General features: G+C 48.0%; 10 protein-coding genes (1 of these 10 only partly in view). 8 read left to right on the top strand and 2 right to left on the bottom strand.

The window, feature by feature from the left end:
* The first annotated feature begins 68 nt into the window (after window positions 1-68).
* The gene (locus P0078_RS10625) at window positions 69-1,175 is read left to right on the top strand and encodes an efflux RND transporter periplasmic adaptor subunit (protein ID WP_282934347.1); all 1,107 of its coding nucleotides are present in this window, start codon (window positions 69-71) and stop codon (window positions 1,173-1,175) included.
* A gap of 18 nt (window positions 1,176-1,193) precedes the next feature.
* Window positions 1,194-4,259, top strand: coding sequence for an efflux RND transporter permease subunit (locus P0078_RS10620; RefSeq protein ID WP_282934346.1), 3,066 nt, complete (start codon window positions 1,194-1,196; stop codon window positions 4,257-4,259).
* 16 nt (window positions 4,260-4,275) lie between these two features.
* Here the strand turns inward: P0078_RS10620 and P0078_RS10615 are convergent, their stop codons facing one another.
* Entirely contained in the window at window positions 4,276-5,340 is a 1,065-nt protein-coding gene (locus P0078_RS10615; RefSeq protein WP_282934345.1) for a helix-turn-helix domain-containing protein, read from the bottom strand.
* Window positions 5,341-5,594: 254 nt separating this feature from the next.
* Here P0078_RS10615 and P0078_RS10610 point away from each other — a divergent pair, with 254 nt between their 5' ends.
* Together P0078_RS10610 and P0078_RS10605 are read left to right on the top strand one after the other, a co-directional pair.
* Window positions 5,595-6,812 (top strand): hypothetical protein, encoded by a 1,218-nt coding sequence (locus P0078_RS10610; protein WP_282934344.1) that lies wholly within the window; start codon window positions 5,595-5,597, stop codon window positions 6,810-6,812.
* A 30-nt stretch (window positions 6,813-6,842) separates the two neighbouring features.
* Window positions 6,843-7,922: a DUF4785 family immunoglobulin-like domain-containing protein gene (locus P0078_RS10605; protein ID WP_282934343.1), complete on the top strand. Its 1,080-nt coding sequence runs from the start codon at window positions 6,843-6,845 to the stop codon at window positions 7,920-7,922.
* A gap of 17 nt (window positions 7,923-7,939) precedes the next feature.
* Here P0078_RS10605 and P0078_RS10600 read toward each other — a convergent pair whose 3' ends face one another.
* Window positions 7,940-8,407, bottom strand: coding sequence for a DUF4124 domain-containing protein (locus P0078_RS10600; protein ID WP_282934342.1), 468 nt, complete (start codon window positions 8,405-8,407; stop codon window positions 7,940-7,942).
* Between the two features lie 451 nt (window positions 8,408-8,858).
* Between P0078_RS10600 and P0078_RS10595 the strand changes: the two genes are divergently transcribed.
* The 4 genes from P0078_RS10595 to pssA form a co-directional block, all read left to right on the top strand.
* Window positions 8,859-10,595, top strand: coding sequence for an acetolactate synthase 3 large subunit (locus P0078_RS10595; RefSeq protein WP_282934341.1), 1,737 nt, complete (start codon window positions 8,859-8,861; stop codon window positions 10,593-10,595).
* An 11-nt stretch (window positions 10,596-10,606) separates the two neighbouring features.
* Window positions 10,607-11,098: an acetolactate synthase small subunit gene (ilvN, locus tag P0078_RS10590; protein WP_282934340.1), complete on the top strand. Its 492-nt coding sequence runs from the start codon at window positions 10,607-10,609 to the stop codon at window positions 11,096-11,098.
* A 23-nt stretch (window positions 11,099-11,121) separates the two neighbouring features.
* Window positions 11,122-12,147 (top strand): ketol-acid reductoisomerase, encoded by a 1,026-nt coding sequence (gene ilvC, locus P0078_RS10585; protein ID WP_282934339.1) that lies wholly within the window; start codon window positions 11,122-11,124, stop codon window positions 12,145-12,147.
* A 110-nt stretch (window positions 12,148-12,257) separates the two neighbouring features.
* Window positions 12,258-13,102 carry the 5' portion of a CDP-diacylglycerol--serine O-phosphatidyltransferase gene (gene pssA, locus P0078_RS10580; protein WP_282934338.1) on the top strand. The gene runs 31 nt beyond the window's last position, so the window shows 845 of its 876 coding nt (coding positions 1-845); it begins with the start codon at window positions 12,258-12,260; its stop codon lies beyond the right edge, outside the window.

The raw sequence follows: 13,102 nt of genomic DNA, 5'->3' as shown, positions 1-13,102 counted from the left end.
TCCCTTGCAAGTATCAGTTTATAGTTTTTATTGACGACACCTTACGGGGGCCTGATATCAGTAAGCGTATGTTGCTAATGCTGCTGGGATGCCTTTTGCTCTTCGGCGGAATTTTTGCTTATAAATTTATTGGCAGGCATATGGTGAATCAGTTTATAGACAACTTAGCCCTGCCTGCGGCCACAGTGACTTCAGCAACCGCCCAGTTTCAATATTGGAAGGAAGACCTGAAAGGAATAGGCACTGTTCGAGCTGTTAATGGCGTAGAGGTTACTACCGAAGCTCAGGGGGTTATCAGCGCTATTCACTTCAAGTCGGGCCAGCATGTTAGGAAGGGCGATTTACTGGCGGAAATTTTTGCAGAACCGGAAAAGGCGCAGTTGCAGGTGTTGGATGCAGAGCTTCGCTTGGCCCGTCGCAATTACGTGCGGATCAAGACTCTGCTGGGGCGAGGTGTAACAACCGAAGCAGATTTGGATAGCGCTCGCAGTACTTTGGACCAGGTGGTTGCCAATATAGAAGTGCAACGGGCCAGGGTGGATCAGCGAGTTATCGTGGCGCCGTTTAGTGGAGTACTGGGAATTCGACAAATCGATCTTGGGGAGAATGTAAGTCCGGGGGAGTCTGTTGTTTCTCTACAGCAACTTGATCCTATTTTTGTTGATTTTTCCCTCCCTGAACAAAAATATGCCTTGGTTAAGGCTGGGCTTGCTATTCAGTTGACAACAGATGCTTTCCCTAAAAATACCTACGAAGGAAGAATTACTGCTGTTGACCCCCAAGTGGATAGTGCGAGTAGAAATTTTCTGATTCAAGCTACTCTGGAAAATCCCCAACACGATTTACGTCCTGGAATGTTTGCCCAAGTATCCGTAAAGATAAGTGCACAGCGAAAAGTGCTCGTTATTCCCAGAACCGCATTGGCTTTTGCTCCCTATGGGGTGGCGGTTTTTGTGTTGGAGCCCGATAAAGATGGTGAGCATATGGTCGCAGTTAAACGATTTGTGAAAACTGGTGAGGAACGTGGGGATCTAGTTGAAATTACACAAGGACTTTTGGTGGGTGACATAGTGGCTAGCAGCGGATTACTTAAACTTCGCAATGGAGAGAAAGCGGTTATCAATAATCAGAATCAACCCCCAGAAAGCGCAGACCCCACACCGGAAAATAGTTAAACCTGGAATTTATAGGTTGTGAATTTCACAGAGATTTTCATTCGAAAGCCAGTGTTGGCCTGCGTAGTCAGCCTATTTATTTTTCTATTGGGTTTAAGGTCGCTAACGGAATTAAATGTCAGGCAGTACCCGGAACTTGAAAATGCAGTTATTACAGTAACCACCGTTTATGTTGGTGCCGACTCAGATCTAGTGCAGGGGTTTATTACTACGCCGCTTGAGCAGGAGATTGCTACTGCAGATGGTATCGATTACATGGTTTCCACCAGCGTGCAAGGTCTCTCGACGATAAACGTTTATGTACGTTTTGATTACGATCCAAATGAAGTGTTAACTCAGGTCGTTGCCAAGGTAAATAAGCTGCGCAGTGAATTGCCTGATGAATCAGAGGATTCCAGCGTGGAAATGCAGCAGGGAGAAACCACTGCTGCAATGTACCTTTCTTTTTCCTCAAATATTCTCGCTAATAATCAAATTACGGATTATTTGACACGCGTTGTTCAACCTAAATTGGCGACTATAGCTGGTGTGCAGCGAGCTCGCCTTTTGGGTGACAGTACTTTTGCAATGAGAGTCTGGTTAAAGCCGACAGAGATGGCGGCATTGGAAGTCACACCTGCAGATATTTCTGATGCGCTCAGGGATAATAATATTCTGTCGGCAGTTGGTTCGACAAAGGGAACCCGTGTGGCACTGGAAATACGTGCGGACACAGATATTGCACGTCAGTTGGATTTCCGCAAGCTAGTGGTTAGATCCGATGGGGATAAGCTGGTTCGTCTAGGTGAAGTAGCGGAGATAGAGTTAGGAGCTGAGTCCTATGACAGCTCTGTAACTTTTAACGGGCAGTCTGCCACTTTTATTGCTATTGAGGTGGCACCCGATGCGAACTCCCTTGAAGTTATTAAAAAAGTACGCGAGGAGTTGGAGCAGAAAATTTTTCCACAGTTGCCAGAGGGTATGCTAGGTGAAATTCCTTACGACAGTACTGAATATATTCAGGACTCCATTGAAGAGGTCGTCAAAACAATTGTTGAAGCAGTATTTATAGTAATTTTGGTGATTTATTTGTTTCTGGGGTCAGTTCGCAGCGTATTAATTCCAGCAATTGCACTACCGCTTTCTCTTGTTGGTGCATTCTTTTTAATGTTTTTAATGGGATTTTCCATCAACTTGCTCACATTACTAAGCATGGTTCTGGCAATCGGAATTGTTGTTGATGATGCCATTATTGTTCTGGAAAATGTCCATCGACATATAGAAGAGGGCTTGCCTCCAAAAGAGGCTGCGATCGTAGGGGCTCGAGAGTTGGCATGGCCTGTAGTGGCTATGACTACAACGCTAATTGCAGTATATATTCCTATTGGTTTTCTTGGTGGTTTAACCGGGACCCTATTCATAGAGTTTGCATTTTCCCTAGCTGGCGCCGTATTACTGTCTGGAGTGGTCGCTCTTACTTTATCTCCCATGATGGCCTCGAAAATATTAAAGCCTCGCGATGGTGGAGGTACCCGGTTTGAAATTTGGCTGGAACGCCAATTTAATCGACTTCAGACGAGATTTGAAAAATCGCTCCATTCTTCTCTTGATGAGCGCCGAGTTATTTTGGTTTTCGGCTTAATTGTATTGATAAGTTGTTACTTCTTATTTGTGACGTCCCCTCAAGAGCTTGAACCTACAGAGGATAGGGGGCTTGTTCTTACAATTTCTACTGCCGATGCTTACGCAACTTTAGATTATGTTGAACAGTACAGTGGTGAACTTAATGTCATTGCTGAGAGATTTACTGAGGTTGAAAATCTTTTTCTGCTTAATGGGGCGGGCACCTTCAGTAGTGGTGTTAATAATGCGGTAGCCGGGTTTGTTTTGGCTCCCTGGGAAGGGAGAGACCGTGATACGGAAAAGATGCAGGAGTTGATTAGCAGTGATGTGCAGCAAATAGCCGGGCTAAAAATAGCCGTTGTGGTACCACCAAGTCTGCCAACTGCGGGAGGGCAGCTTCCGGTTGAATTTGTTATCGGTTCTACAGAGCCCATGGAGAATCTGGCATCGGTGGCAAGCGATATTATGACCCGAGCCCTTGAGAGTCGAAAGTTTATTTTTCTAGATTCTGATCTGAAAATTGATAAACCAAAAATTGTAATAGAAATTGATCGTGATAAAGCGGCCAGTATGGGTGTGGAAATGGTGGACTTGAGTCGTGACTTAGGAGCGATGTTATCCGGGGCTTATGTTAACCGTTTTTCCCTGGATAACCGCAGTTATAAAGTTATCCCTCAAGTCGAGAGAGTTGACCGCCTAACCCCTGATCAGTTGGAGCAATATTATATTCGGGCGGTAAACGACAAGTTGGTTCCTGTGAGTACTTTGATAAGGCTCACGGAAACCGTTGAACCACAGCAACTAAAGAGATTTCAACAATTAAATGCCGTCACTATTTCGGGTGTGCCACGCCCTGGGATTACGTTGGGTGAAGCATTGATGGTGTTGGATAATGCGGCTAAAGAAATCTTACCAGTCGAGTATTCTGTAGATTACTCGGGGCAGTCCAGGCAATTCAAAACTGAAGGATCAGATTTGGTGGTTACCTTTTTCTTTGCCTTGATAGTGATTTATTTGGTGTTAGCTGCTCAATTTGAATCCTGGCGCGATCCCTTGATTATGTTGGTCACCGTACCGATGAGTGTTTGCGGAGCGATGATTTTCGTCAGTCTAGGATTGACGACCCTCAATATTTACACACAAGTGGGCCTGGTTACCCTGATTGGGGTTATTTCCAAACACGGCATTCTGATAGTGGAGTTTGCCAATAAGTTACAGCTCTCAGGGCTTGATAAGCGATCAGCGATTGAGCAGGCCACTTCAATCCGTTTGCGACCGATTTTAATGACTACTGCATCTCTGGTTTTGGCGATGGTTCCATTGTTAATAGCGTCGGGGCCAGGTGGAGGAGCAAGGTTTGCAATGGGCTTGGTAGTGGCGACCGGTATGACAATTGGAACGTTATTTACTTTATTTGTCGTGCCGGCGATGTATATGTATCTTGGGCGGAATTTTGAGGCGGAGGCTGTAGCGGCCTCCTGAGTCTCTTTACACTTATTTACGCTTCGAAAATATCTCTGCCGACATTACTGCGACGGAACTCGGAAGGGGTGACTCCCTCATGTTTTTTAAAGAAGCGGGTAAATACTGCGCGTTCGGCAAAATGAAGTTGTACCGCAATGCTTTCTACGGAATCACTGGTTGAGAGAAGGAGTTTCTTGGTCAGAGATAGCGTAACACTGTCTTTAAGCTGCTGGAATGTTACTCCCTGTTCTCTCAATCTGCGCTGTAAAGTGCGGCCACTGGTGCGGAAGTGGGCTGCGGCTTGTTTGATAGTGATTTCTTCACTGAGCAAGTGCTTCTCGAGCCAGGCTCGCAAACTGGCTGCCAGGTTATAGCTGGTCAAAGTATTGTGCAAAACTGCCTTTAAAATATTTCGGCTCTGGCTGCGAATGATTTTATGGTAACTGGGTATAGGGAAGTCCAGTATCTGGGAGCCTAGGATAATCGCATTTTCATCAGCGGAAAATTCAATTGGGCACTGGAAAATCCTCTTGTGGATAGAGTCATCCTCTGGCTTTTCACTGCGTAACTTTAATCCCCGGACCTCGGGAAACCTCGGGTTAAGAGTGCGCAAGAGATCTACTCCACGACTCATCAGCATTTCAGCAATAAAATGATTGACCGGAGCGCTAAAGAGTTCCTGCTGCCAGTTGAGTGTGAGTACTTCCGCATCGGCTTCCTGGTAAGTCTGGAACCGCAGGAGGGGGGCTAGGGTTTGTGAGAGTACAATTTCTGCAGGGCGAAAGATCTCCCTCGGCCGTCTCAAGGAGGGCTGAGCTTCGATAATAGTTTCTTCAAGCCAAAGCATAATTGGGAAGCGACTAAAGCTGAGACCTGGTGAAGTAACAGGGGATAGCGCCAGTATGCTTTCAATTAGAGCATTGAATTCACTGTAATTAAGCCATTCACTCTCTCCTGGATTCCAGCTAAATGAGAATGGCAATCGTTCAATTAGCGCCTCTGTGGGAATGCCGAGCCTGGCGGCGGCAACCACAAAGTAAGGCGCAAATATCTTGGGCACGCCGGCATGGCCGGACATATTTTTATTTTGGTCTCTCATGACTTACTGCCGTCCGGGTGGCGTTGCCGGCATCATAGCAAAGGCGCCTCAAAGCATGAGTATAAATTGAGGAATATGACGAATTGGTCGCTTCGCGTGGCGGATTCGACCCCCTCTGGCGCCTTTAATCCTATTCCCAAATAGAGCGTAAAGGATAAGTTTTAGTCGTCTGCTGTACATTGCGTTATTCAGATTTTTTAAAACTCTTCAGTCACGAGAGTTACCACTTACTAAAACAATAAAGGAAAATAACAATGGCACTGTCTAAAAGGCTGGGTACAAGCCTGTCTATTTTTTTCTCGGCGATAATTGGAGCTTCATCAGCGGTAGCGGAAAACTGTTATATCCTGGTTCATGGACACGGAGTCGAAGGACACACTACAGGTGAAAGTAATGATGGGAGTTTAGTGCAGCCAGCACTGGACTATTGGAGTGAGGCGGTTTTCGACGAATATTCTAGCAGTGATTTTATTGAACAATTGTTAGTTGATGGCGGCAATTACGGCGTTGTCGGTTATAACTCAACTGATGAAGGTGAATTTCCCTATTGGCATGATGAGACTGCGGGGGAGATTGCTCGTCAAATTATAGAGATCCGCTCTGGTCAGGGGGATCGGTTTGAGCACGAAAACCAGTGCTCGGCAGAGGACACTTTCTGGATTATTTCCCACAGCCAGGGTGCTGCTCAAATGATGTATATCGCGGGTAACGCTGTTGAAGGATCCCCATATTACAATCGCGCCTACAACCAATTCGATACCAATACAGAAATTCAAGAAGTTAAAGAATGTTCTACCACTTGGTATGGCAGTAAATCTTGTAAAACAGTCGAAGAAGAGGTTCGAGTAGCTGGGCTTGATGATAGCTACGCAGTGAGCGTTGCTTTTGATACGGCTATCAGCGGTGTTGCTGCAATTTTCACCACAGGAGGTGCTATTACCGGTACAGAAGGTGTTGATCGGATATGTAATGGAAGCTGGTATGACGATCTGGTCAATGCTCTATTTTTGGGGCGTGAGTGTTCAGCGGTTCGCTATATGCAAACCAATGATGTTTACACGGTAAGAAATTATGTAGGGACTAACCTCGGTGCACCAGTGTATACCATTGGAGGCTACGCAGCCTTCCCGGGGGTGGAAAGTGCTACCTCCATGCTGCTGAATGGTGAGGATGACGGCTATATCAATTTAGCTTCACAAATGAACTGTTCAGGGTCAGCCAAGCGTAATCTATGGTCAAATCTAAAGGAATATGAAACCCTGTTTGGCGTAGCTTACGGCAGTGCAATTTTCTCTTGTGACAACGAGAGTAAAGGCACTGCTCGATCTTACAATTTGGCCAGTATCTATACAGATCATGATGCGCAGCGTAACGGTGGCATTCTATCCCCCGATTATGATTCTATTCCCGATGGACTGGACTGTGGTTCAGGAAAGAACAGCGCGGGTAGAATCTCAGCCTGCACGAATTAACTAAAAAAATAAAAGGCTTCGGAGGTATTGATGTCCACATCAAACAAAGATCGCTCAAAGGCCCGACTGGCAGGCTGGGGTGTACTGGCCGTAGTTACTGGATTGGTGGGTTACTGGGCCCTGTCTGGTGGTGAAGAGGCAGCGCCCGCTGTTATAGCCAAAGCGAAAGCTGAAGAGCGATCTATCCGAAGTCGTAAGCCAGATAACGTTGAGCCGGCGGGACTGGAGAAAGAGGAAGAGGATCAGTCTGTAAAACTATGGAAGGGAATTCACTCCCTGTCCAACAAGACTGAGTTACACGAATCCCTTCTCTCGGATCTAGCCCGCTTTCATCGCTATCCGCCAGAAAACCGAGCAATTAAAACTCCTGAACAGGACCCGATTACTCAGACATTTGCGGTGGATGAAAGAACCACTCACAGTGAGGAAGGGGATTCTCTGACTATATGGACAGATGAAAAGTTTTATTTGCGTGGGGATACTATTCGGGTTTTTGCCTATCAGACCGATAGTGATGGAGATCGAGTCAGTGCTGACTTGACTGCGTTGTTGGTTTACGAAGACCAACAAGTCGTGGGTACCTTGGCTTTTAGTGATTCGGATGGAGACTTAATCTACGAGGTATTGATGGAGGCGGGCTCCTTTAATAGCCAGGTGCTGGAAGCGGGTATTTTTAAGGTCATTGTGGATACGGATATTGATGGTCTCCGCGATGCGGCAGCATTCACCCTTTCTGAGGATACGGGAAGCTATACAGGATCGCTGCGGGATTCTGTTACTGCCGATGGCAATTTATTAATTGAGGCGGAAGTCGATATCAGCAGAGAGGGGCGCTACTATTTTCAGGGCTCCCTTTATAACGATGAGCAATCCCCGATAGGCACAACGCAAAATGCTCTTGAGTTAACGGCGGGGCGGCACTGGATTCCCCTAGAGTTTTATGGGCTCTTGATTCGCGATGCCGGGCAGGACGGCCCCTACCTGGTGAAACAATTGAGTATTGCCAGGGTGACGGTACCTATGGCAAGGGATAGTGCTTTTGAGCCAGGCTATTACACTGAACGCTATAGCCTGGATCAATTTACTGATAGGCCCTACCAGGAAATGTAGGGAGAATATGGAAGGTTTTAACAGTTATCCCGGATACGTTGTTGAGCGGTAGCTATACGTTGCTGCCGTTCATCTTCACCCAATCTTCTGTAATTTCCATTTTGATCGACTTCGCGAACGCGAGAATTCGCAGTCAAGGAGTTCAGAGATTTTCGAGCTGACTCACAGCGCCTAGCGCGAAGAGCGGCTTGCATTTGCGTTACTTTTTCCTGCTCTTGCTGACGTACGTCGGGCTGCTTTTCAGGTTGCTTGGCTACGGTTCTCTTTGATAGTTCAGCTGGTTCTCGGGGACTGGCGGCCTTCTGTTCAGCTTCCCACTTTTTATACCGCTCTGACCTGGGCTTTTTGATTACGTCCACTTGAGTATTTTCTGGAGGTTGTTCACCAAAATGGACAACGCCATTCTCATCTACCCATTTATAGATGCCATCGGCTTGAGCGGTTATAGCTGTTACTGCAATCAATAGCGCCAGTAAGATACGCATGGTGCTTACCCCTTGTGTTGGTGTTCCTTCCGTCCCTTTATTGTACCGGTACTGGCGGGTTTTCCCGTAACTGTCTTAACACTTTCGCAGACACCTATTGACAGCTAGGGCTCAATTGGCAAAATCGGGGGTTTACTCAGTGACTAGATTTCACCGCACACCCGTGGTTTTGAGTCTAATCCTGATGGAACATCCTCCATCGAAATGCCACTGAGTGGCCCTCCTCACCCCTGGAGGCCTGCTAACCCTGAAGTGAACCTATATAGCTTTGCTTGGGGTTGGGTGTTTATGCGCGATCAGTTCATCCTAAAAATCGGCAGCAAAACACGCAACAGGCTGATATTTGTCACCATTTTCCCCTATAATTGCTGTCTGGCATTCTTGTCAGTAGGCGTTTTATACGTTTTCGGTGATGGCTATCCTAAAAAACAGGAAAATTGAGGAGACTCAAGTGGAATTACTTTCCGGCGGCGATATGTTGGTTCGCGCGCTGCAGGATGAAGGGGTGGATCTGATTTTTGGATACCCGGGCGGCTCAGCGTTACATATCTATGATGCTATTTTTCGGCAGAAGTCGATAAAGCATGTTCTCGTGCGCCACGAGCAGGGCGCTACCCATGCTGCCGACGGCTACGCGCGGTCTACTGGTAAGGCGGGTGTGGTACTCGTGACATCTGGTCCTGGTGCCACGAACGCGATTACTGGCATCGCAACGGCCTATATGGATTCTATTCCTATGGTGGTGATATCCGGCCAGGTACCGAGAGATAAGATCGGTGAGGATGCGTTCCAGGAAACAGATATGGTCGGCTGCTCGCGGCCGATCGTGAAGCACAGTTTTTTGGTTAAAAATGCTGAAGATATCCCTACAATCGTCAAAAAGGCATTCTTTATTGCCAATACGGGCCGCCCCGGCCCCGTAGTGATTGATGTTCCAAAGGATGTAACTAACCCGGCGGAGAGATTCCCCTACCACTACCCTGAAAAATTGCGGATGCGTTCCTATACCCCGGCCGGTAAGGGGCATAGCGGCCAGATTCGCAAAGCGATTGCCATGCTGCTGTCAGCTCGCCGTCCGGTGATTTATGCCGGCGGGGGAGTGGTGCAGGGTGGTGGCGCTGAGCTTCTCACCGAGCTGGCTAGAAAGTTGAACTACCCGGTGACTAATACCTTGATGGGACTCGGGGCGTTTCCCGGTAGTGACAGGCGTTTCTTGGGAATGCTTGGTATGCACGGCACTTTCGAGGCAAATACCGCCATGCATCACGCGGACGTTATCCTGGCTGTAGGAGCTCGTTTTGATGACCGGGTAACTAATACTCCAGGCAAATTTTGCCCGGGTGCCAAAGTTATTCATATCGACGTCGATCCGGCTTCGATCTCTAAAACGATTGTTGCCGATATCCCGATTGTGGGCACGGTTCAGGCTGTCCTTCGAGAGATGCTCGAAGCGCTGAAAGCCAATGATGAGCAGCCGGATCACTCCGCGATAGTTGACTGGTGGCGCCAAATCGATGACTGGCGTGAGCGTCACGGGCTCTACACGGCTCCTCGTTATCAGACTAATGGTGCCCTGATAATGCCGCAGGATGTGATCAAGGCGGTGTATGACATCACAGAGGGTGATGCTTTTGTGACATCCGATGTAGGGCAACACCAGATGTTTGCTGCGCAGTATTACCTGTTTGATAAGCCGCGCCGCTGGATTAACTCCGGTGGGTTGGGGACTATGGGTTTCGGCTTACCGGCAGCCTTGGGGGTGAAAATAGCTCACCCGGATAAAGAGGTTGTGTGCGTAACTGGCGAGGGAAGTATCCAGATGTGTATTCAGGAGCTTTCTACGGCTACCCAATATCATTTGCCAGTAAAAATCCTCTGCCTTAACAATCAGGCTCTCGGGATGGTGAAGCAGTGGCAGGAGATGCAATATGAAGGAAGGCTTTCCAATAGTGTTTACGAGGAATCGCTGCCTGACTTTGTGAAACTCGCCGAGGCATACGGTCACGTCGGGGTGAAAGTGGAGCGTCGTGAAGACCTACACAACAAGTTGCAAGAAGCTTTTGCAATTAAGGATCGCACTGTATTTATCGACGTGTACGTCGACCCATCTGAGCATGTCTATCCCATGCAAGTGCTACCAAATGGCTCCATGCGTGACATGTGGCTGAGCAAAACTGAGAGAACTTAAAGGGTAGGGCGATGCGTAGAATAATTTCGGTTCTGATGGAGAATGAGCCTGGGGCATTGTCCCGTGTTGTTGGCTTGTTTTCCCAGCGTGGCTACAACATTGAAAGCCTCACCGTGGCGCCTACTGAGGATGCGACTTTATCGCGTCTCACTCTGGTGACGATTGGTGACGATCACAAGATTGAGCAAATTACCAAGAACCTAAACAAGCTTATTGATGTTGTGAAATTGGTGGACCTCACTGAAGGCTCTCATATCGAGCGGGAGCTGCTATTGGTGAAAGTGCGAGCCAATGGTGCCCAGCGCGATGAGGTGAAGCGCAGTGTCGATATTTTTCGTGGGCAGATCGTCGATGTCACCAGCAGTATGTACACGGTACAGGTGGCAGGAACTGGCGAAAAACTCGATGCGTTCCTCCAGGCGCTGGGGGAGCACACAATTATGGAAGTGGTGCGATCCGGAGTTTCCGGGATTGCCCGCGGTGAAAAAGTATTAAGTGTATAGAGCAAAAAAGCAGGAATTGAGCGATGCAAGTTTATTACGACAAAGATTGTGACCTTTCTTTAATTCAGGGAAAAACAGTAGCCATTATTGGTTATGGATCTCAAGGCCATGCCCATGCCAATAACCTGAAAGACTCTGGTGTAGCGAATGTTGTTGTTGGGTTGCGCGAGGGGTCTGCTTCCTGGAAAAAGGCTGAAGGCGCGGGCTTGAAGGTAGCTGAAGTTGTCGATGCGGTGAAAGATGCCGACGTGGTTATGATTCTCGCTCCGGATGAATACCAGGCGAATATTTACAAAGAGCAAGTTGCTCCAAATTTAAAGTCTGGTGCAGCACTGGCTTTCGCGCATGGTTTTAATGTGCATTTTGAATTGATTGAGCCACCAGCGGATGTCGATGTCATTATGGTTGCTCCCAAGGGGCCCGGCCATACCGTTCGATCGACCTACCTTGAGGGAGGCGGTGTCCCTACCTTGATTGCGGTTTATCAGGATGCGACAGGTAAAGCAAAAGACTTGGCGCTGTCTTATGCCTCAGCTAATGGTGGTGGCCGCTCAGGTATTATTGAAACCAATTTCCGCGAAGAGACTGAAACAGATCTCTTCGGTGAGCAGGCTGTTCTGTGTGGGGGTGTTTCTGCGCTTGTAACGGCTGGTTTTGAGACTCTGGTAGAAGCCGGCTATGCTCCGGAAATGGCGTATTTTGAATGTCTGCATGAGTTGAAGCTAATTGTCGACCTGATGTACCAGGGGGGCATTGCCGATATGCGCTACTCTATCTCCAATACCGCAGAGTATGGTGACTACGTAACGGGCCCGCGTATTGTTACGGAAGAAACCAAGGCAGAAATGAAACGGGTTCTTAAAGATATTCAAACCGGTAAGTTTGCCAAAGACTTTATGCTCGAGTCCCTGGCGGGGCAGCCGCGCCTGAAAGCTGAGCGTCGCATTGGCAGCGAACACGAGATTGAGCAAGTGGGGGCAAAACTCCGTGCCATGATGCCGTGGATCAAAGCGAATAAAATTATTGACCGCACCGAAGGTAATAGCTGACTTAAGGTTGGCAAAAGCGGCAGGGGCGACCCTGCCGTTTTTTTGCTCTGGGCTCGGGTGGTAAATTGGCGTTAAACTCGCTGACTGCACAATGCATCAATGGAGAGTATATGAGCGGTCAAGGGGGCGAAAAACAGCCCATAGACTCAAGTAGTGAGGCTACTGAGGAAATTCGTTTGCCTGTCGATGAGCATGTTGAGGAAGAGGTTTCTTCCAGTGGTAAAAGAGTGCGCGCACGAGGTATCTACCTGCTGCCCAATCTTGTGACAACAGGCGCACTGTTTAGCGGCTTTTATGCCATTGTCGCAGGTATGAGTGGGCATTTTGAATCGGCTGCGATAGCGATTTTTGTCGCGATGGTACTGGATGGATTGGATGGGCGCGTCGCTCGCCTGACAGATACCCAAAGTGCCTTTGGTGTTCAATATGACTCGCTTTCAGACATGGTTTCATTCGGCCTGGCTCCTGCCTTGGTCGTTTTCAGCTGGGCGCTGGGAAACCTGGGTAAATTTGGTTGGGCTATAGCATTTTTATATGCGGCTTGTGCGGCATTGAGGCTTGCGCGCTTCAATACACAGGTAGATACCGTTGATAAAGGGGTCTTTATTGGATTAGCGAGCCCAACAGCTGCTGCGATCGTCGCGAGCATGGTGTGGGCAGGCCACAATGCTGAAGTAGGACCAGGCTTGGCTATAGTGGCGGCACTGGTTACTGCGGTTTCGGGTCTCCTGATGGTATCGAATTTCCGCTACTCCAGTTTCAAAGGGCTCGACTTTAAAGGTCGCGTGCCCTTCGTAATGATGCTTGCGGTTATATTGGTCTTTAGCTTAATAGCGATTGATCCGGCAGGTGTGCTCTTAACCCTGGCTGTTCTATACACGCTTTCGGGTCCGGCTATGTGGCTTTGGAATCATTTCCACCGCAGCTCGGAAACTGATGCGGTAGAGGATGACAA

Source organism: Microbulbifer sp. VAAF005 (assembly GCF_030012985.1).
GTDB lineage: Bacteria > Pseudomonadota > Gammaproteobacteria > Pseudomonadales > Cellvibrionaceae > Microbulbifer.
This window is presented reverse-complemented; position numbering and strand designations above follow the sequence as displayed.